This is a genomic window from Rossellomorea sp. ABR4_012, assembly GCF_056159545.1.
On sequence record NZ_JBSWVK010000001.1, the window covers coordinates 1,636,254 to 1,656,374 of the forward strand.

Below are 20,121 nucleotides of genomic sequence, written 5' to 3' on the forward strand. Positions count from 1 at the left end.
AGCCTGAAGAGAGGTGCTAAAAATGAGTTCTTTTGACAAAACGATGCGATTTGATTTCTCTGATGAGCCATTTGAACATGACGTCAAGGAAGTTTTGCTTCAAGTTCATGATGCGCTTCAAGAAAAAGGGTATAACCCGATCAATCAAATTGTTGGGTATTTATTATCTGGGGATCCTGCTTATATCCCAAGACATCAAGATGCCAGAAATATCATCCGTCGCTTGGAACGTGATGAAATCATCGAAGAATTAGTCAAATCGTATTTGAAACAGCATAAAGAGGGATAATGAATGCGAGTAATGGGACTGGACGTTGGCTCTAAAACTGTAGGCGTTGCAATAAGCGACGCCCTTGGCTGGACAGCTCAAGGAATCGAAACAGTGAGAATCAATGAAGAAGAAGGCGACTTCCGTATTGACCGTTTAAAGGAGCTGGCCGAGGAATACGAAGTGGAAACAATCATTGTCGGGCTTCCAAAAAACATGAACAATACAATCGGACCGCGCGGGGAGGCTTCAAAGGCCTACGGCGATCTGATACAACGTGAGCTTTCCATACCGGTTAAATATTGGGATGAACGCTTAAGTACGATGGCTGCGGAGAGGGTCCTCCTGGAAGCGGATGTCAGCAGAAAGAAACGTAAGAAAGTGATTGATAAAATGGCTGCAGTGATGATTCTTCAGGGATATCTTGACAGTCAAAAATAATGAGGTGAATGTTCAATGGAACACGGAGAAAAACAAATTACAGTAGTGGACGAACAAGGAAATGAACAGCTATGTGAAGTCCTATTCACATTTGAATCAGATAAATTCAACAAGTCATATGTTCTGTACTATCCGCTTGGATCAGATGAAAATGATGAAGAAGAAATCGAAATCCATGCTTCTGCATTCGTTCCTGGTGACGAAGGTGAAGAAGGCGAATTAAAGCCGATTGAAACAGAAGAAGAGTGGGACATGATCGAAGAAATGCTGAATACTTTCCTGGATGAAGAAGAGGGCGAATAAACCTCAATAAACCTCTCAATTATAAAGGATTATAAAGACAGGGATCGGTGAAAGGATAATTTTTATTCCTTTTTGCCGGTCCCTGTTTCACTTTGTGCAAAATATTGTATAATAGGGAAGATGATGTCGAAATCAACATGACGGATATCCCGCTTTTTTGCTCGAAAGGGGGAATGAAGAGTTGGAAGATAAAAATAAAATAAAAGAAACGCTTATGAACAAACTCTTGGAAAGACAAGAAGAGGCGAAAGTCATTCGTAAAGTTGTCGGACTTATCTTTTTATCGCTTATTATTATAATCGGAGGCACGGCCGTCGGTGGATACCTTTATGTGAAGTCTGCCCTGAAGCCCGTGGAACCGGATAATAGCAAACCGGTGAAGGTGGAGATCCCGATTGGATCCGGAGTCACTTCCATTGGTAATATCCTTGAAGAAAATGGTATTGTGAAAAACGCAACAGTTTTTAAATACTATGTTAAATTCAATAATGAATCTGGATTTCAGGCAGGTTCATATGATCTGACACCTTCCATGACGCTGAATGAAATCGTCAATAGCTTAAAGACAGGCAAGGTTATGAGAAAGGCAGAATTCAAAATTACGATACCTGAAGGACTTCAACTGGATAAAATTACAGAAATTATCGCAGATAAGTCCCCATATAAAAAAGATGAAATTGAAAAGAAACTGAATGACAAGAAATGGATCGAGCAATTAAAAAAGGAATATCCGAACTTAATAACAGACGAAGTATTCAATAAAGAGATCAAGAGATCGCTGGAAGGGTATCTTTATCCGGCAACCTATTCTTTCTATGAAAAGAAACCTTCTCTGGAGGAGATACTCACGAAAATGATCGCTCAAACCGATGAAGTGCTTGCACAATACCAAGATTCTATGGCGGATAGAGAGTATACAGCACACGAATTATTAACGATGTCTTCCCTGATTGAAGAAGAAGCAACTGAAAAAGCAGACAGAGGCAAGATATCAAGTGTGTTCTATAACCGCATCGAGGAAGGGATGCCCCTTCAAACCGACCCTACCGTCCTTTATGCACTCGGAGAGCATAAATCCCGTACGGTTTACAAGGACTTAGAGGTGGACTCACCTTATAATACGTATAAAGTGACAGGCCTCCCACCGGGTCCGATCGCTAATGCAGGACTATCATCTATTGAAGCGGCACTTCAGCCGGAAGACACGAATTATTATTATTTCCTTGCTTCCTCCAACGGTTCTGTCTATTATTCAGAAACGCTTGAGGAGCACAATGAAAAGAAAGCTAAATATATTACAAATAAATCCGAATGATTCATCCTGTGAAAGCAGTTGTGAATCAACTTCGGCAGCAGGAGAAGAGGAAAGAAACATTCGCTTTCCTCTTCTCTTTGTGTTAAAATAGTACAAGTTATTTTTCATAAATGTGCGTTATCTATATGGATAAGTGTAATGAAGTAGAAAGCTCAGAGCAGCTTTCTTCTTTTCATGTTATACCGAAGTCATAAGGTAGATTACAGATGAGGATTGTGAAAACATATGATGAACGAGCAGGTTATTAACTATATAGAATCAATCACCAGAAAACGTTCCCCACTTCTGGCAGAAATGGAAAAGTATGCTGAAGAACATCATGTACCCATTATGGAGCTGGTAGGGATTGAGGCCCTTTTGGGTATACTATCCATTCAACAGCCTGCCCGTATTCTCGAAATCGGGACGGCCATCGGATACTCTGCACTAAGAATGGCGGAAGCACTGCCCGGAACGGAAATAACGACAATTGAACGGGACGAAGAGCGGTACGGGGCGGCACAGGCATTTTTGACACGTTCAGAACACAGCGACCGTATTCATACTCTTTTTGGTGATGCTCTCGAACTTCAGGAAGAGGTAGAGAAACATGGCCCGTACGATGCCATTTTTATTGATGCTGCAAAAGGCCAATACCAGAAATTTTTTGATCTTTACTCAACGATGCTTTCCGAAAACGGCGTCGTATATTCAGACAATGTTTTATTCAAGGGCCTTGTTGCAGAAGAAGAAATCGAACAAAAAAGAATCAGGAACATGGTCAAAAAGCTGCAGAAATATAATGCTTGGCTAATGAATCATGAAGATTATGAAACATCCATCTTACCAGTAGGGGATGGTATTGCCATAAGCAAAAAAAGAGGTGAACGAACGTGAAAAAGCCTGAGTTGTTGGTGACCCCGACATCCATCTCAGATATTGAACCCTTAGCCCATGCCGGAGCAGATGCATTCATCATCGGTGAACAAAAATTCGGATTGCGCCTGGCAGGGGAATTCTCAAAAGAAGACATAAAGAAAGCCATTAAGACTGCCCACAGCTACGGTAAAAAGGTATACGTCGCAATGAATGCGATTTTTCATAATGATAAAATCGAGGATCTTGAAGAGTATATTTCCTTCTTAAAAGATGCTGAGGCGGATGCCATTGTCTTTGGCGATCCTGCTGTATTGATGGCCGCAAGAGCAGCGGCACCGGATATGAATCTGCATTGGAACACAGAAACGACGGCGACAAATTGGTATACATGCAATTACTGGGGCAGAAAAGGTGCAAAGCGTGCAGTCCTTGCCCGTGAATTAAGCATGGATGCCATTATGGAAATCAAGGAAAACGCGGAAGTGGAAGTCGAAGTTCAAGTGCATGGCATGACATGCATGTTCCAATCGAAACGCTCCCTCCTCGGTAACTATTTTGAGTATCAAGGAAAAGTGTTGGAAGTAGAAAACCGCAAGGAGCAGAAAAATATGTTCCTTCATGACAAAGAACGTCATAACAAATACCCTATTTTCGAAGATGAAAATGGTACTCATATCATGAGCCCGAATGATATGTGCATCATTGATGAGCTTGGCGAAATGATGGAAGCCGGAATTGATTCATTCAAGATCGATGGAGTTTTGAAATCCTCAGAATACGTAGTTGAAGTCACGAAACTGTATCGAAAAGCGATTGATTTATTTGTACAGGATGAAGAACAGTACGAAGAAATGAAGGATGAGCTGTTAGAGGAAGCAAAACTGCTTCAGCCCGAAAATCGCCTGCTGGATACAGGGTTCTTCTTTAAAGAAACGGTGTATTGAACCAATAAAGAAAGATGATAAGAACGGAGGAGTTACGTTGACCATGGTTGTTAAAGACCTTATCTCTAACGTTGTTGACGGTAAACGTGTTATCGTGAAGAAGCCTGAGTTATTGGCTCCTGCCGGTAACCTTGAAAAATTGAAAATAGCAGTGCACTATGGTGCAGATGCAGTTTATATAGGCGGACAGGAATTTGGGCTGCGTTCAAACGCAGGCAATTTCACATTGGAAGAAATGAAAGAGGGCGTGGAGTTCGCCCGGAAGTATGGTGCGAAGATCTATGTAACCACAAATATCTTTGCCCATAATGAGAACATGGATGGTCTGGAAGAGTATTTAATGGGTCTTCAGGAAGCAGGGATTGCAGGAATCATTGTAGCAGACCCATTGATTATCGAGACCTGCAGACGAGTTGCCCCGAAGGTCGAGGTTCATTTAAGTACACAGCAAAGCCTTTCCAATTGGAAAGCAGTTCAGTTCTGGAAAGAAGAAGGCCTAGACCGTGTTGTCTTGGCTCGAGAAACGAGCGGTGAAGAAATTCGTGAGATGAAGGAAAAAGTCGATATTGAAATTGAGACGTTCATTCATGGGGCTATGTGCATCGCTTATTCCGGCCGCTGTACACTAAGCAACCATATGACTGCACGTGACTCAAACCGTGGCGGCTGCTGTCAATCATGCCGCTGGGATTATGATCTCTATCAGCTTGAAGACGGTGATGAACAAGCTCTATACAGTGAAAATGATGCTCCTTTTGCCATGAGTCCGAAAGACTTGAAGCTCGTTGAATCGATTCCAAGAATGATCGAACTCGGAATCGACAGCCTTAAAATCGAAGGACGCATGAAATCGATTCATTATGTTGCAACAGTTGTAAGTGTGTACCGCAAAGTCATTGATGAATACTGTAAAGATCCGGACAATTTCAATATCAGGAAAGAATGGCTTGAAGAACTTGAAAAATGCGCCAACCGAGAGGCCGCTTCTGCATTCTTTGAAGGGGTCCCAGGGTTTAAGGAGCAAATGTTCGGCGTTCACACTAAAAAGAACACGAATTTTGAATTCGTTGGACTTGTGCTTGATTATGATGAAGATACTGGAATGGTCACATTGCAGCAGCGAAATCATTTCAAGTCTGGCCAGGAAGTGGAATTCTTCGGACCAGAGATCTCTAATTTCACACAAGTGATCGGACAGATTTGGGATGAAAAAGGAAATGAACTTGACGTGGCGCGCCATCCCTTGCAAATCGTAAAGTTCAAAGTTGATCAGAGAGTCTACCCTGACAACATGATGCGAAAGGAGAACACATAAAAGATATGAAACATAAACCGGTTGTTATAGGTGTAGCAGGAGGATCCGGATCTGGAAAAACTAGTGTAACGAAAGCTATTTATGAGCAATTCCAGGGACACTCGATTTTAATGCTGCAACAGGATTATTATTATAAAGATCAATCACATCTGCCTTTTGAGGAACGTTTGAAAACCAATTACGATCATCCTTTGGCATTCGACAATGATCTGCTTATAGAGCATTTAAACGAACTTCTTAACCATCAGTCGGTTGAGAAGCCTGTGTATGATTATAAAATGCACACACGTTCTGATGAGACTATTTTGGTAGAACCAAAGGATGTCATCATTTTAGAAGGAATTTTAGTATTAGAAGATGAAAGATTGCGCAACTTAATGGATATCAAGCTTTATGTGGATACAGATGCAGATCTTCGCATCATCAGAAGGATGCTCCGTGATATTAAAGAAAGAGGACGTTCAATCGACTCAGTGATAGATCAATACATCACAGTGGTGCGCCCGATGCATAATCAATTCATAGAACCGACGAAACGATACTCGGATGTGATTATCCCTGAAGGCGGCCATAATCACGTGGCAATTGATTTAATGGTAACAAAAATTCAAACAATTCTTGAACAAAAGTCATTTTTGTAATACGATAACATAGATAAACATATATAGGTTAAATTCCCATCAATGTAACGGAACCGGGGAATGGAGGAGAAGAGTCTTTCCCTTCATTCCCTGCCTTTACATTTTCAAGCAAAATGAAGGACTACATAAAAAGCCTGGGAAGCTTTAAGACAGTTAAGGAGTGAAGAGGGTCATGAGTACAGAAAAAGTATACCCGATGACATTAGAGGGTAAAGAAAAATTAGAGAAAGAATTAGAGAATCTTAAAACAGTTAAACGTAAGGAAGTAGTGGAACGCATCAAGATCGCCAGAAGCTTCGGGGATTTATCCGAGAACTCTGAGTATGATGCAGCGAAAGACGAGCAGGCATTCGTCGAAGGCCGTATCTCTACATTAGAAAATATGATTCGCAACGCTAAGATCATCCAGGAAGATGACATGAATTCAGATACAGTTCAATTAGGTAAGAAAGTAACGTTCGTGGAGCTGCCTGATGGAGACGAAGAATCATACACAATCGTCGGAAGTGCAGAAGCAGATCCATTCGAAGGGAAAATCTCCAATGATTCTCCAATCGCGAAAAGCCTCCTCGGCCACAAAGTCGGAGCGAAAGTAACAGTTCAGACTCCGGGCGGGGAAATGAATGTGAAGATTGTAGAAGTAAGCTAATTATTCATCTTGATTATGAGAAAGAAACTCTTTTTAGGGTTTCTTTCTTTTTTTTGCGATGCTATTTTCCTTCCTACATCCTGTAGGAAGTTCCTAAAGAGACTTTCATTATGAAAATAGCCTTTTTACCATCTTTAATATGCCGGGATTGCATGATTTTCAATACGAAACGCTCTATATGAATGATTGCCGTGGAGATTTCATCAGATTGTTTGAGTGAGAATGTAAATATGATTCATTTCGCGAATTTATGATCCATTTTGGAAAAATACGCTCCATTCCAAGTTTTTATGATCCATTCGACAAAAAACACGCTCCATTTTCCAGATTTATGGTCCTTTAAGAATGATTCTAAATAACAGAGTCAGCGTCCCTTGCAACCTTCTTATCGACTGACCGGTTTTCTAATAGATCCCGTACTTTTACACAATCATAGAAGCCCTTGAAACGGTTAGAACTCTAAAATCTCGTCAACAATGTATACGAGGTGAAGAGGAATGATACGGAAACGAGTCGGGTTGCTTGGCATCCTGCTGCTTATCGGACTCATATTGTTATCCGCCAGATTGATGCAGCTTCAATTATTCCAAGCAGAATCGTTCTCAAAGCATAAGATCAATCTGATTGAGGAAAGTGTGGTACAACGCACACAGCAGCTCGTCATTGATGAGGGCAGGGGGCAGTTTTTGGACCGGAATGGGAAGCCGCTTACGTTCCGAGAAAAAAATGTACTGGTGTTATTTCCTTTTTTAAAAAGAATGGAGTGGCCGGTTGATGATGTGGCGCGCATCATTCATGTCACCCCTGAAATCATTGAAACTAAGCTCGAACGTGCAAAAGGCCCGATTGTATTCGGAGGCAAAGAGGCGTATCAGCTATCGGATGAACAGATGAATGAGATAAATGCATTGAAAATCCAAGGAGTATTTGCGGTTACAAGAAAATTTAAAAATGAACAAGTCCCTGCTTCCCAGCTGATAGGAATAACCGGGGAAAACGCGGAAGAATTTCATGAACGCTACCCTGACAGAGTAAAAGGGGTGCACCAGAAGATAGGTGTGACAGGGATGCAGGAGATCTTTGATGAATGGCTGATATCTGAAGAGCAGTCAAAGCTGATCTATCATGTAGATGGAATCGGAGGACCGTTATTCGGTGCGGATGTTAAGTATCTCGCACCTGCCAATCCGTTTTATCCTCTCAATGTCAAAACGACGATTGATACAGAAATGCAGGAGGCATTGGAAAAGGTGGCAGACCAGTACAATATTGAAAAAGGCGGCTTGCTGCTCTTGGATATTGAAAATAGTCACATACTTGCCAATGTGTCGCGCCCCGCGGTTAACAATAGTGATCCATTCAGCGGAGGAGCAACCAATTATATGCTGAAAGCATTGGCGCCCGGTTCTGTTTTCAAAACAGTCGTCGCGGCAGCCGCCATGGATGAAGGAATCGTGGATGAATCTCGCATGTTTAATTGTGATGAAAGCATTCGTGGGACCCCGGCTGAAAAGCCGCATGGCATGATAAATATCAAAACGAGTATCGCAGTCAGCTGTAACAGGACCTTCGCTGATCTGGCAAAAGAACTTGTGGAAAAAGATCCCAATTCCCTTGAACAATATGCAGGGAAGCTTGGTTTATTAGGTGACATCACATGGAAGGGAAACGTCTTTCATTATGAAGATTTTTCTCAGCTGCAAGTGAGTGAGGGAAGAATTTTTGTTTCGGACGATGAACGTAAAGATCCCAACTATATCTCTCAAACAGGAATAGGGCAGAAGGAAGTCAGAGTCACCCCGCTCGGTATGGCCAATATGATGGCGACCATCGCCAGGGGAGGGGAGAAATTCATGGTCAGTTCTGCAACCTCCATTGATTATCAAAACGGGACAAGCATGTTTACTTTTCCTAAAAAGAAAATGGAAGGAGATAAGATTTCCCCTTTCACGGCGATGAAACTGCAGCAGTATTTAAGGGGAGTCGTCAACTCTCCTGAAGGGACCGCCCCTTATTTAGACACAGCCCTTTATACAATTGCAGGTAAAACCGGAACCGCCCAAACAGGAAAAAAGCTTGAAGACAAGGAACTGTACAATAAATGGTTTGCAGGATATTTTCCATTTGAAGATCCTAAATACGCCTTGGTGGCTGTCAATCTGGATGTACTCCTCAGTGAAGGTGGCATTTACCCGATTTTCAAAGATAGTGTGGACGCTGTTTATAAGCTTGAGAATGAGTAATATCTCCCGTTCCGATTGGACCAATCATCCTGACAATTAGAAAATGGTATATGTTTCGCTTTATTCTTATTCCTCTATCATGTTAAAATGTTTAGGATAATGGGAGGGAATCTTATGGCGAAATATAAATCTCGATTAGACCGACGCTCTAAAAGTAAAACCAATACAGTGTTAAACATAGCGATCGCTGTTGTTGTTCTCTTGATCGTTGTGGTAGGCGCAACGATTCTGACCGGTAACGGAACTGATAAAGAAAATGCATCAACAGAGGTTGAAAACAGCGATAAAAATACAAGTGATAATAGTGCGGATCGTGATAACGATAGTAAACAAAAAAATGAAGAAAACTCTGTTTCTATGGAAGAAGAATCATCTGAATCAGAAGAAAAAGATAAGATGAAAGAACAAGAAGAAAAAGATAAAGCCAAAGAAGAAGAGAAAGAAGATGCACCAGAGGAAAAGGAATCTGTTGCACTCGATGACAGCAATGCCCAGATAGAGGAAAGCGGGGGGCCAAATGTGAAGAGAACGATCGTGCACCCAGATTGGGAGCCTGTCGGAACACAGCAGTCAGGTGAGCATGTGTCTTCATATGACATGGGCAGTCCCGACTGGCAGGAAAAAGAGAAAGCACTATCTTACGCAACCGGCATCCCTCAGGATAACATGACAGTGTGGTTCATCGAAGGAAACGGCGGTCCGCAAAAATCCATTGGTACAGTGACCGAGAAAGGCGGTTCTACAGCCTATCGGGTATATCTTCAATGGATCGACGGACAAGGATGGCAGCCGACAAAGGTTGAAGAACTGATAGAAAATGATAAAGATTAAGAATTGAGAAAGCTCCGGCGAGTGTGACCGGAGCTTTTTTTTATTTTATTTTTATTTATTCACCTTGAAATGGACGACGGCTGTAAATAGTTTTCTTCCATTTTCATCAATGGCGACCTGATGCTGTACGTGATGCACGCCGAGCATGATCGCTTTATTATGCTCGATTTGCTCCTCTACCTTTTTCTCAAGGGTTTGTAATCGATCTGCTTCAAAAAACTCCACTTTGTCCTGGATTAAATCGAATGAGATATTCATCCTTCGTCCTCCTATATATGAATGAAATAACACGTCAATTCAAACTGCTCCTCTCTCATTTTAGTGGTCAAACGGTATTTTTACAAATTTTATTTGTTGAATTTATAAAAGTAATATGATACTTTAATAACAGTTTTAAAATTAATTCATAGTATATTGATAGGAATTATAAACTTAATTTAAAACTGGGGTGCTTAGGATGGGAAGAGAATTCTTGGATTTGTTCGAAGACTGGGCAGATTCATACGATGATACGGTCGCCGGTAAAGATGAAGAGTATAAGGAAGTCTTTGAAAAATATGAAGACATCCTGGAGGAGGTCGTTTCCCGATCTAATGGAAAAGTCGTGGAATTCGGACCTGGCACGGGAAATCTGACAGTTAGGCTCTATGAAGCAGGGTTGAACGTCATCCCGTATGAACCTTCCCCCGAGATGAGACTCATCGGGCAGCAGAAGCTGGGGGATAAAGTCCCGTTTTTAGACGGTGATTTTCTTGAATTTAATTTGGATGATGATGTTGATACCATTGTCAGTACCTATGCTTTTCACCATTTAACAGACGAAGAAAAAGGAAAAGCCTTTGGCATATATGGAAACTTGCTTGCTCAAGGTGGTAAAATAGTATTTGCTGATACGATGTTTGAAACGGAACAGCATTATCAAGCCGCCATAGATCAAGCAACGGATAAAGGCTTTCTGAATCTTGCAGAAGATTTAAAACGGGAATATTATACGACTCTGGAAGTACTCCAAAGGTTATTGACTGAAGAGGGGTTTTCCGTTGAATTTCGGCAGATGAACAACTTTGTCTGGATTATGGAGGCGACTAAACAATAGAAAGAGGTTTTAATGTGAGAATCGCCATCATTGGAGCAATGGAAGAAGAAGTAGCATTACTGAGAGAAAATATTTCAAATCCGCAAACAGTAACAATTGCCGGGTGTGAATATACAAGCGGGACGATGAAAGGTAAAGAAGTGATTCTTCTTCGTTCAGGAATCGGAAAGGTAAACGCAGCTATGTCTACAGCCGTATTGTTACAGCACTTCAAGCCGGATGCCATCATCAATACAGGGTCAGCTGGAGGATTCGATCCTTCATTGAATGTAGGTGATGTCGTCATTTCAACAGAAGTGCGCCATCATGATGTTGATGTGACTGCTTTTGGATATGAATACGGTCAGGTACCTCAATTACCTGCTGCATTTACAGCAGATGAGAAACTGAAGAAGGCAGCAGTAGACAGTGTCAGGGAACTGGGAGATGCCCAGGTCGTATCAGGGTTAATTGCAACTGGAGACTCATTCATGAATGATCCTGCACGGGTAGAAGCGATTCGGGATAAGTTCACAGGGTTACAGGCCGTTGAAATGGAAGCAGCTGCAATCGCGCAGGTAGCACACCAATTCAATGTCCCATTTGTGATCATCCGCTCTTTATCAGATATCGCAGGAAAGGAATCAGACGTTTCCTTCGAGCAATACCTGGAAAAAGCAGCCCTGCACTCTGCTAAAATGGTTATGAACATTGTAGAATCCGTATAAAGTATAGAGAAAAAAGCTGACCCAAGCGCCAAGTATTCTCTTTCGTTCTAAGGAAGCTGTAGCAAAACCGCTAATGGCTTCCGTGGACTGATCGTGAGGAGAAGGTGTGCAAAGGTCAGCTTTTATTCATTTTTGGAAAAAGGGGGCAGGGTAATGGATGTATATAAAAGTGTACATGAGCTGATAGGCAACACTCCTGTTATAGAGCTTACGCATTTTCCAATAAAAAAAGGTGTCCGTCTATTTGCCAAACTGGAATTCTTCAATCCCGGCGGAAGCATCAAGGACCGGCTGGGCATCGAATTACTGAAAGAGGCAGAAGGAACGGGAAAAATCAAACGGGGCGGAGTTTTCATAGAACCGACTGCAGGAAATACAGGAATCGGCTTGGCATTGGCCGCTGTGAATTCGGGATATAAAGTGATCTTTTGTGTACCTGAAAAATTCAGCATCGAAAAGCAGGATTTGATGGAAGCTTTGGGAGCTGAAATCATCCATACACCCACTGAACTTGGGATGAAAGGAGCCATTGCAAAAGCGAAAGAGCTATCGGATCAAATCGATAACTCGTATTATCCAGGTCAATTTGAAAATGAAGCCAATCCTGCCACTTACTATAAGACATTGGGTCCTGAGGTATGGAAGCAAATGGACGGACAAATCCATAGCTTTGTCGCAGGCGCAGGAACAGGCGGTACATTCATGGGAACTTCCAGGTATCTTAAAGAAATGAATCCGAAAATCAAGACCGTCATCGTGGAACCCGAAGGCTCGATCTTGAATGGAGGAGTGTCAGGACCCCACAAAACCGAAGGAATCGGTATGGAATTCCTGCCGGATTATATGGATGCGTCATACTTTGATGCGATTCATACCGTTACCGATGCTGATGCATTCAGAAGAGTGAAAGAACTCGCGGTACAGGAAGGGCTGCTGGTGGGAAGTTCATCTGGTGCAGCGCTGCACGCGGCCTTGATTGAAGCAGAAAGAGCAGAGTCCGGAAGCAATATCTTAACCATCTTTCCTGACTCGAGCGAGCGTTACTTAAGTAAGAAAATTTATGAAGGAGGAATCTGATCATGAAAAAGAAAACACAGCTAATCCACGGAGGAGTAGGGCTTGATCCGCAAACAGGAGCGGTTTCTACACCAATCTATCAAGTAAGCACATATAAACAGGATGAAGTAGGTAAACATAAAGGATTTGAGTACTCCCGTTCAGGGAACCCGACAAGACACGCCCTTGAAGAACTGATCAAGGATCTTGAAGGCGGAAAGAAAGGGTTTGCGTTCGGATCCGGTATGGCAGCCATTACAGCCGTGATGATGATGTTTGACAGCGGGGATCATGTCGTGCTTACGGATGATGTATACGGCGGTACTTACAGAGTGATGACGAAAGTATTAAACCGCCTTGGTATCGAGTCGACATTCGTAGATTCCAGTGATATTGAAAATATCGAAAAAGCGATCAAACCGAATACTAAAGCGGTTTATATTGAAACACCAACAAATCCTTTACTGAAGCTAACTGATATTGAAGCAGCTGCAACGCTTGCCAAGAATTACAATCTATTAACGATCGTTGATAATACGTTCAGTACCCCGTATTGGCAGAACCCGTTAAGCCTTGGGGCTGATATCGTGCTTCATAGTGCTACAAAATACATTGGAGGGCACAGTGACGTAGTGGCAGGTCTCGTTGTAGTCAATTCCGAAGAATTGGCCGAGGACTTGTTCTTTGTTCAGAATTCCACCGGAGGCGTATTGGGACCGCAGGATTCATGGCTCTTGATCAGAGGGATCAAAACGCTCGGACTCAGAATGGAAGAGCATGAAGAGAACACGAAGAAAATTGTAGACTACCTGACGAAGCATCCGAAGGTTTCAAAGGTCTATTATCCAGGCCTGGAAACTCATCCTCATCATGCCGTCGCGAAAAAGCAGGCTGCCGGATTCGGCGGTATGGTATCTTTCGATGTGGGAAGTGAAGAAAACGCAGACCGCCTCCTGACCAGCACAAAGTATTTCACATTAGCGGAAAGCCTTGGAGCGGTCGAGAGCCTGATATCCGTGCCAGCACGTATGACACATGCTTCGATCCCGAGGGAACGCCGAATCGAATTGGGAATCACGGATGGCCTGGTGAGAATCTCGGTCGGCCTAGAGGATGCAGAAGATCTTATTGAAGACCTTGAAAGAGCCTTATCACACTAAATGAGTTCACTGCCTATTGGAAGAACTGGTATCAATTACATGGAAGGCTGCATACCTTCTTATGTTACCATAGAATAAGAGGTTACTAGTTCAAAAGTAGGTGATTGCACGATGAAGCAGACACTAAATAAGAAGAATTTACAGCATAAAATCAATGACTTCAAGCGGTTTGGATTCACGCTTTTAGCCCTGAGTGTGTTTATGTACCTGGGTGTTGTGATCCCTTCCGAAACCGTGACACCGGTCAAGATGATGACCCTCATGTCAGGGACAGTAATTTTACTTGGACTTTCACTCGTCTTTTTTACGAAAGCGATAAAATATAAAAAAGCTCTGCAATCTGCGGATGAATAAAAAAATGGGCCCTTCCTCAGGGTCCATTTTTTTATGTCACCCATTCTTCACGAAAATAGATTATTTGCCGTCTCACATGTTGCAATCCGGAATAAGATGATAAAGCATTGGAAAGAATCGAAATTTGTAGAGAATAAAATGTTTACAATTCATGGATAATTGGATATACTAACCAATGTAAGAAAAAATCACACTAAAAAGGAGGTCGAAAAAAATGATCATTGCTGCATTGAACTCAGGAACAACAACAGAATATTATTTTAACCATTCGACCACCAGTGGGATGATTTTCATTTAAATTCTGAATTGAAATTTTAATGAAGCCGCGGGGAGAATGTGCTTGCCTGCGGCTTTTTTGTGCCGCTCGGGGAAGAAATCTCTGTGCGGTTTTTTAATGCCTGAAAAAGGCTTTGAAAGGGGTGATAAGTATGACACTGAATCTTTTATTCATGACGGTTACGTTTAAAAAGAAACAAGAATCGTTTGAGGAAGCAGAACATAACTGCAGCGTGATGAAGCAATATGAACAAACGAAAACGAGGCAGCAATTTACAACAAACATCTATTAATTTTGATGATCATGCAAGCAAATAAGGAGAGGAGAATGAAACGATGATGAATATACAGGAGAAGAGACGAAATGCGTTATGGGTAGAGAAGGATTCTGCCTAGATAGTCGAAAGAAGGTGGAAGAATTGTTTCTGAATATTTTAGTATGGACAGCTGTCTTTCATAAGAAAAAGAAAAAAAATGACAGATGATCAAAAGGGATGCCTCTTTAAAGCGGGGCATCCCTTTTTTCTCGTTAACAGAACTAGGCAGGATAAGGCGAATCCGGTCACAATTCTGTCATTTATTAGTAAAGAGTTGTTCACGAATGCCCCGGGAATTCCGAGGCAAAAGTGATACATTAATAGTAAGAAGGAAAGTTGATTCATGATTCAAAAAAGGAGTGAATGAGATGTTTTCCATGATAATGGGTCTTGTCTTAACATCTGTCATTGGTTTGATCATTGCTGCTGAAGTCAGTGTGGAATAGGGTTAGAAAATCAAAAAAGCGATCCATCCGGGTCGCTTTTTTAAAATAATTGAATTCTTGTCTTTCCATTGTGAATGCCATCCGCTCACATATTTCTTTTTTCTTTTTCTTCACGGTAGAACTCGTGAAACATTTTCATGAGCGCCCGTTTTTCTATTCGTGAGACATAGCTTCGGGATATACCCAGTTCTTTGGCAATTTCCCTTTGTGTCTTTTCTTCTTTTAAATCCAGCCCAAAACGGCCGACGATGACTTCTTTCTCCCGTTCATCCAACACGCAGATATATTTACGGACTTTCTCGAGCTCCATACTCAATTGTATCGTATCGATGACATCGTCTGTTTCTGATTTTAAAATATCGATCAGACTTATTTCATTTCCTTCTTTATCCTGACCGATCGGATCATGTAAAGAAACGTCTTTTTTGGTCTTCTTAAGCGCGCGGAGATGCATAAGGATTTCGTTCTCGATGCATCTTGCCGCATAGGTTGCAAGCTTTGTTCCTTTTCCTTCCGAATAGCTTTCGATCGCCTTTATCAAGCCTATGGTCCCAATGGAAATTAAATCTTCTGGGTCTTCGCCTGTATTCTCAAATTTTTTCACGATGTGCGCAACTAGACGTAAATTGTGCTCGATCAGCAGATTTCGTGCATGGTCATCGCCATCAGCCATCCTGCGTAAATACTTTTTTTCATCTGCTGCCGATAAGGGTTGAGGAAACGCGTTGTTTTTTACATAAGAGACGAGAAATATTAATTCCTTGAAGAAATACCCCAGTGCTGTTAGAACGCCAGACATATTTACACCTCCATGAAGGACTTATACTAGAAGCATATGAATCAGGAAGCGAGTCCTTGCACGTCCCTAAAAAGTATACAGGCCATTTGGCCAAATATAGAGGGTGATTGCCCATACAGAAGCTCTGCGGGACACATATATTAATCATAATAAGTAAGTAAGGAGGTAATCTTATGCCATATGGTTATCCTGGTTATCCCTATTATTACCCCCCGTATTACGGCGGCGGAGGGTTCTACTTTGCACTGGCAGTTGTCCTCTTGATCCTGCTCTTCCTATTCGGTGGCTGGTGGTACTACAACAACTGTTAAAAGAAAACCTCTAACCTCTAGCCGGCGGAGCTGGACAAAAGAAAAGCGGAGGCGGCTTGCTCAGAACTTCAGGAAGGACCGGCGATCATTGTCGCCGGTCCTTCTGTTTACACCTTTTTCAACGTAAACGAACTGATCATCAATAAAGATAAAATGATAGTAAAGAATAATACCAATTCACTAGGTATATATGGAATGGCTAAGTAGCTCAATGTTAATAGACAGCCTGCAGCGGTTATGGGCAGCCCGGTAAAATACCCTGTATTATCAGAAATATTAAAGCGAGCAAGCCGGAAGGCACCGCATCCGATATAGAAAATCGTGAAAAACATTCCCGGAAAAGAGAATTCATCTAAAATAGCTGTATAGATCAGCAAGGCAGGGGCCACGCCGAAAGAAATGATATCACTCATCGAATCCAGCTGTTTCCCGAGGTCCGATTCTATATTCAGTTTTCTCGCGGCCATTCCATCAAACCGGTCTGTTAATGCAGCGATGAAGATGAGGAGCAGACTTAGATTCAATTGATTGTGAAGAGTTGCAAGAATACTGAATCCTCCGAGGGACAGATTAGTTAATGTCAAGAGATTGGCGGTTTGTGATTTTAACTTTCTTACAGTATGGTCAACGACATCGGAGAGTAACAAAATGCATTCACCTCCTCTAAATCCATTTTACAAATCCTTATGCTAGTTTCAGTTAGAAAATGAATTCCTGCAGATAAAAATCCCTTTCCATATAGTATATAATGATAATTTATTATATACTTATTAAATTGCGAAAGGTAATCGTTTGTTAACGAAGGGAAAGGGTCAATGTGAAACAATCTATCTATCGTTTATGTATTGAACTGACAAATAAAAAATGGTCATCTTTTATATTGAAAAAATTTGTGCAGTCCCGTTTGAGTATGCCGTTTATTTCAAGCTTCATCCGGACATTCGAGATCGATGTAAACGAACTTGAAGGAAGTATAAAGGAATATCGGACACTCCATGACTTCTTCATCAGAAAGCTGAAAGAGGATGCGAGAGTGATCCATTATGGAGAAAATGATGCTGTAAGTCCCGTAGACGGGCTGCTTGCCGAAACTGGCACAATATCTGACGACCTTGAAATCAGGGTGAAAGGGAAAGCTTATTCTGTTCTTGAAATGTTAGGAACTAGAGAAAAAGCTTCATCTTATATTGGAGGAGAATTTGCTGTCTTTTATTTAAGTCCGGCGAATTATCATCGCATCCACAGCCCTATCGATGGGACTGTTCTGGATAGGTGGTCACTGGGGAGGCATTCGTATCCGGTGAATGACTTAGGACTGTTGTATGGCAAGGCTGCTCTCTCTAAAAATTATCGTGAGATTACTGAGCTCCAGCATCAGCTTGGGAAAGTGTCAGTCGTCAAAGTGGGAGCTATGTTCGTAAACAGCATTGAATATGTAACCGAACGCAATTCCTGGAAGCAGGGAGAAGAAGTGGCTTATTTCACATTCGGATCAACAGTCATTCTTCTATTTGAAAAAGACCGCTTCCGGTTCTCTTCAGGTAAAGCTGTTCCGCGTGAAGTGAAAATGGGAGAAATGATAGGGAAGTTCAATGGATAAAAAAAGAGGACGGATACCTGATCCGTCCGTTTTCTTATTTAGGAAGAAGCCTTTATGCGATGTGATAGTGACCGACGGTGAATTTCCATTTCGATGAGGCGAATGAACTCAGAGTTAAGTTTTAAATGGCATGCTTTGTAATAAGAATCCAACAACAGCTCGTCCGATAATTTCCTCATTAATTTCACCTCCAGATCGTTATATATTTTTATTTTGAAACATATCGTTAGTAAGTTATGAAGTAGTAATTAAACTTTACCAAATATATTTTTTCAGAACAAGCGTTCCTTTATCCACAGTTATCGGTGGATAAGTTGTGATTAAATTGTATACAACTGGTAAAATTACCTAACTTTATTATGGGAATAATGTGAATAAGGTTATCCACAGCAGTGAGGAGCCGGGAAATTTGTCGAAAAATATTTATGAATAGTTGTAATATTCATTGACCGGACCCATATTATATGGTTTATTTTGAATCTGCAAGTAAAATTGGTTATCATTGATTTAATTAAGGTTATAGTACGTTATAAATGATATAGAAATATGAGGTGTATAGACGGTGTTAAAGCATTTTTTACCTGATGAACAGGTTCAGGACATATTCAGTATCCGTCCGGAGTACTTAAAGGAAAAAGGAATAAAAGCGATCATTACAGATTTGGATAATACACTTGTTGAATGGGACAGGCCCAATGCGACGCCTAAGTTGATCCAATGGTTTAAAGAAATGCAGGAACATGGAATTCTTGTGACGATCGTTTCGAATAATAATCAAAAACGAGTCGGGGCATTTTCTGATCCTCTTGGCGTGCCATTCATTTTCCAGGCACGGAAACCGATGGGACGTGCTTTCAGACGTGCCATTAAACAAATGGGTGTGAAGAGGGAAGAAGCAGTTGTGATCGGGGATCAGCTTTTGACGGACGTACTTGGCGGAAACAGAAATGGTTTTCATACGATCCTGGTTGTTCCAGTAGCTCAATCTGACGGATTCATAACAAAGTTTAACCGGAAAGTCGAAAGAAGAATCATGAAGTTTTTCAAGCGGAAAGGATTGCTTGAGTGGGAGGAAAAGAAGTGAGTGAAGTAGTTTGTGTAGGCTGTGGTGTAGGGATTCAGACAGAAAATAAAGAAGGCATCGGTTATGCCCCGCCTTCCGCATTGCAGAAAGAAGAAATCATCTGTCAAAGATGTTTCCGGCTGAAGCATTATAATGAGGTTCAGGACGTTCCGCTGACCGATGACGACTTTTTAAAGATCCTGAATGAAATAGGGAATTCAGAAGGGCTGATCGTGAAAATAGTGGACATCTTTGACTTTAACGGAAGCTGGCTGCCTGGGCTTCATCGTTTTGTCGGATCCAACCCGATCCTGTTAATCGGGAACAAAGTTGACTTACTACCGAAATCGGTGAAGCACTCCAAGATGATCCACTGGATGAAGCATGAAGCGAGCCAATTGGGATTAAAGCCGATCGATGTCCAGTTGGTGAGTGCAGCTAAAGGGTTGGGCGTGGAAGAGGCGATCCGGTCGATCGAGAAGTACCGCAATGGGAAAGATGTATATGTGGTAGGCTGTACAAATGTCGGGAAATCCACCTTCATCAACCGAATCATCAAGCAGGTTTCCGGAGAACAGGATGTCATCACGACTTCCCATTTTCCAGGAACCACTTTGGATATGATCCAAATTCCGCTGGATGACAATGAATCCCTCATCGATACGCCGGGAATCATCAACCATCATCAAATGGCTCATTTCGTGGATAAGCAGGATTTGAAAATCATTACCCCTAAAAAGGAAATCAAGCCGAGAACGTTCCAGCTGAATCCTGAACAGACATTATTCTTTGGAGGTCTGTCCCGGTTCGACTTTTTAAGAGGGGAACGTCAGGCGTTTACTGCGTACTTCTCTAATGAATTGACGATTCATCGGACGAAATTGGAGAAAGCCGACGATCTTTATAAGAATCATGCAGGGGAGCTGCTGCAGCCTCCTCGCAGGGAGGACATGGAGACATTCCCTGAGCTTGTAAAGCATGAATTTAAAGTGAAAGAAGCTAAGACGGATATCGTTTTCTCTGGATTAGGCTGGATTACAGTGAATGAGCCGGGAGCCAGTGTTGCTGCCCACGTACCGAAGGGTGTAAGTGTATTCTTAAGAAAATCATTGATTTAGGAGGGGTAGA

The 20,121-nt window shown here is 41.8% G+C and carries 25 protein-coding genes; 21 read left to right on the top strand and 4 right to left on the bottom strand.

What is annotated here, in order from left to right:
• Positions 1 to 22: 22 nt before the first annotated feature.
• From ACXAFV_RS07935 to ACXAFV_RS07985, 11 genes are all read left to right on the top strand, one after another.
• Positions 23 to 289: an IreB family regulatory phosphoprotein gene (locus ACXAFV_RS07935; RefSeq protein ID WP_071619018.1), complete on the top strand. Its 267-nt coding sequence runs from the start codon at positions 23 to 25 to the stop codon at positions 287 to 289.
• A gap of 3 nt (positions 290 to 292) precedes the next feature.
• Positions 293 to 709, top strand: coding sequence for a Holliday junction resolvase RuvX (gene ruvX / locus ACXAFV_RS07940; protein WP_475125582.1), 417 nt, complete (start codon positions 293 to 295; stop codon positions 707 to 709).
• A 15-nt stretch (positions 710 to 724) separates the two neighbouring features.
• Complete coding sequence (locus ACXAFV_RS07945) at positions 725 to 1,012, top strand: DUF1292 domain-containing protein (protein WP_475125584.1); 288 nt, start codon at positions 725 to 727, stop codon at positions 1,010 to 1,012.
• A gap of 214 nt (positions 1,013 to 1,226) precedes the next feature.
• Positions 1,227 to 2,327: an endolytic transglycosylase MltG gene (gene mltG / locus ACXAFV_RS07950; protein ID WP_475126094.1), complete on the top strand. Its 1,101-nt coding sequence runs from the start codon at positions 1,227 to 1,229 to the stop codon at positions 2,325 to 2,327.
• Between the two features lie 225 nt (positions 2,328 to 2,552).
• Positions 2,553 to 3,203: an O-methyltransferase gene (locus ACXAFV_RS07955; RefSeq protein ID WP_475125585.1), complete on the top strand. Its 651-nt coding sequence runs from the start codon at positions 2,553 to 2,555 to the stop codon at positions 3,201 to 3,203.
• Complete coding sequence (locus ACXAFV_RS07960) at positions 3,200 to 4,129, top strand: peptidase U32 family protein (RefSeq protein ID WP_475125587.1); 930 nt, start codon at positions 3,200 to 3,202, stop codon at positions 4,127 to 4,129. The genes ACXAFV_RS07955 and ACXAFV_RS07960 overlap by 4 nt, the downstream gene beginning before the upstream one ends.
• 43 nt (positions 4,130 to 4,172) lie before the next feature.
• Positions 4,173 to 5,444 carry a peptidase U32 family protein gene (locus tag ACXAFV_RS07965; protein WP_475126096.1) on the top strand — a complete coding sequence of 424 codons (1,272 nt, stop codon included), beginning with the start codon at positions 4,173 to 4,175 and terminating at the stop codon, positions 5,442 to 5,444.
• Positions 5,445 to 5,449: 5 nt separating this feature from the next.
• Entirely contained in the window at positions 5,450 to 6,085 is a 636-nt protein-coding gene (gene udk, locus ACXAFV_RS07970) for a uridine kinase (RefSeq protein ID WP_475125588.1), read from the top strand.
• A gap of 172 nt (positions 6,086 to 6,257) precedes the next feature.
• Entirely contained in the window at positions 6,258 to 6,734 is a 477-nt protein-coding gene (gene greA, locus ACXAFV_RS07975) for a transcription elongation factor GreA (RefSeq protein WP_475125590.1), read from the top strand.
• A 497-nt stretch (positions 6,735 to 7,231) separates the two neighbouring features.
• Positions 7,232 to 8,977 carry a peptidoglycan D,D-transpeptidase FtsI family protein gene (locus ACXAFV_RS07980; RefSeq protein WP_475125591.1) on the top strand — a complete coding sequence of 582 codons (1,746 nt, stop codon included), beginning with the start codon at positions 7,232 to 7,234 and terminating at the stop codon, positions 8,975 to 8,977.
• 114 nt (positions 8,978 to 9,091) lie between these two features.
• Complete coding sequence (locus ACXAFV_RS07985; RefSeq protein WP_475125593.1) at positions 9,092 to 9,808, top strand: YrrS family protein; 717 nt, start codon at positions 9,092 to 9,094, stop codon at positions 9,806 to 9,808.
• A gap of 51 nt (positions 9,809 to 9,859) precedes the next feature.
• Here the strand turns inward: ACXAFV_RS07985 and ACXAFV_RS07990 are convergent, their stop codons facing one another.
• Positions 9,860 to 10,066 carry a DUF2536 family protein gene (locus tag ACXAFV_RS07990; protein ID WP_475125594.1) on the bottom strand — a complete coding sequence of 69 codons (207 nt, stop codon included), beginning with the start codon at positions 10,064 to 10,066 and terminating at the stop codon, positions 9,860 to 9,862.
• Positions 10,067 to 10,265: 199 nt separating this feature from the next.
• On the opposite strand from ACXAFV_RS07990, the gene ACXAFV_RS07995 reads away from it, so the two are divergent.
• The 6 genes from ACXAFV_RS07995 (at position 10,266) to ACXAFV_RS08020 (ending at position 14,750) form a co-directional block, all read left to right on the top strand.
• Positions 10,266 to 10,904 (top strand): class I SAM-dependent methyltransferase, encoded by a 639-nt coding sequence (locus ACXAFV_RS07995; protein ID WP_475125596.1) that lies wholly within the window; start codon positions 10,266 to 10,268, stop codon positions 10,902 to 10,904.
• Between the two features lie 14 nt (positions 10,905 to 10,918).
• On the top strand, positions 10,919 to 11,611 hold the full coding sequence (mtnN, locus tag ACXAFV_RS08000; protein WP_475125597.1) for a 5'-methylthioadenosine/S-adenosylhomocysteine nucleosidase: 693 nt from the start codon (positions 10,919 to 10,921) through the stop codon (positions 11,609 to 11,611).
• A 153-nt stretch (positions 11,612 to 11,764) separates the two neighbouring features.
• Positions 11,765 to 12,688 (top strand): PLP-dependent cysteine synthase family protein, encoded by a 924-nt coding sequence (locus ACXAFV_RS08005; protein WP_475125599.1) that lies wholly within the window; start codon positions 11,765 to 11,767, stop codon positions 12,686 to 12,688.
• 2 nt (positions 12,689 to 12,690) lie between these two features.
• The gene (locus ACXAFV_RS08010) at positions 12,691 to 13,827 is read left to right on the top strand and encodes a bifunctional cystathionine gamma-lyase/homocysteine desulfhydrase (RefSeq protein WP_475125600.1); all 1,137 of its coding nucleotides are present in this window, start codon (positions 12,691 to 12,693) and stop codon (positions 13,825 to 13,827) included.
• 111 nt (positions 13,828 to 13,938) lie between these two features.
• Positions 13,939 to 14,181 (top strand): YrhC family protein, encoded by a 243-nt coding sequence (locus ACXAFV_RS08015; RefSeq protein WP_475125602.1) that lies wholly within the window; start codon positions 13,939 to 13,941, stop codon positions 14,179 to 14,181.
• Positions 14,182 to 14,609: 428 nt separating this feature from the next.
• Positions 14,610 to 14,750 (top strand): YrzI family small protein, encoded by a 141-nt coding sequence (locus tag ACXAFV_RS08020; RefSeq protein WP_475125603.1) that lies wholly within the window; start codon positions 14,610 to 14,612, stop codon positions 14,748 to 14,750.
• A 555-nt stretch (positions 14,751 to 15,305) separates the two neighbouring features.
• On the opposite strand, the gene sigK is transcribed toward ACXAFV_RS08020, so the two are convergent.
• The gene (sigK, locus tag ACXAFV_RS08025; RefSeq protein ID WP_475125605.1) at positions 15,306 to 16,019 is read right to left on the bottom strand and encodes an RNA polymerase sporulation sigma factor SigK; all 714 of its coding nucleotides are present in this window, start codon (positions 16,017 to 16,019) and stop codon (positions 15,306 to 15,308) included.
• A gap of 173 nt (positions 16,020 to 16,192) precedes the next feature.
• On the opposite strand from sigK, the gene ACXAFV_RS08030 reads away from it, so the two are divergent.
• Positions 16,193 to 16,330: a hypothetical protein gene (locus ACXAFV_RS08030; RefSeq protein ID WP_175990961.1), complete on the top strand. Its 138-nt coding sequence runs from the start codon at positions 16,193 to 16,195 to the stop codon at positions 16,328 to 16,330.
• Positions 16,331 to 16,437: 107 nt separating this feature from the next.
• Here ACXAFV_RS08030 and pssA read toward each other — a convergent pair whose 3' ends face one another.
• A complete protein-coding gene (pssA, locus tag ACXAFV_RS08035) occupies positions 16,438 to 16,977 on the bottom strand; it encodes a CDP-diacylglycerol--serine O-phosphatidyltransferase (protein WP_475125606.1) in 540 nt (179 codons plus the stop codon).
• Between the two features lie 170 nt (positions 16,978 to 17,147).
• Between pssA and ACXAFV_RS08040 the strand changes: the two genes are divergently transcribed.
• Positions 17,148 to 17,930, top strand: coding sequence for a phosphatidylserine decarboxylase (locus ACXAFV_RS08040; RefSeq protein ID WP_475125608.1), 783 nt, complete (start codon positions 17,148 to 17,150; stop codon positions 17,928 to 17,930).
• Positions 17,931 to 17,968: 38 nt separating this feature from the next.
• Here the strand turns inward: ACXAFV_RS08040 and sda are convergent, their stop codons facing one another.
• Complete coding sequence (gene sda, locus ACXAFV_RS08045) at positions 17,969 to 18,109, bottom strand: sporulation histidine kinase inhibitor Sda (RefSeq protein WP_475125610.1); 141 nt, start codon at positions 18,107 to 18,109, stop codon at positions 17,969 to 17,971.
• A 383-nt stretch (positions 18,110 to 18,492) separates the two neighbouring features.
• Between sda and ACXAFV_RS08050 the strand changes: the two genes are divergently transcribed.
• Together ACXAFV_RS08050 and yqeH are read left to right on the top strand one after the other, a co-directional pair.
• The gene (locus ACXAFV_RS08050; protein ID WP_475125612.1) at positions 18,493 to 19,014 is read left to right on the top strand and encodes a YqeG family HAD IIIA-type phosphatase; all 522 of its coding nucleotides are present in this window, start codon (positions 18,493 to 18,495) and stop codon (positions 19,012 to 19,014) included.
• On the top strand, positions 19,011 to 20,111 hold the full coding sequence (yqeH, locus tag ACXAFV_RS08055) for a ribosome biogenesis GTPase YqeH (protein WP_475125613.1): 1,101 nt from the start codon (positions 19,011 to 19,013) through the stop codon (positions 20,109 to 20,111). Before ACXAFV_RS08050 ends, yqeH begins: the two co-directional genes overlap by 4 nt.
• Positions 20,112 to 20,121 lie beyond the last annotated feature (10 nt).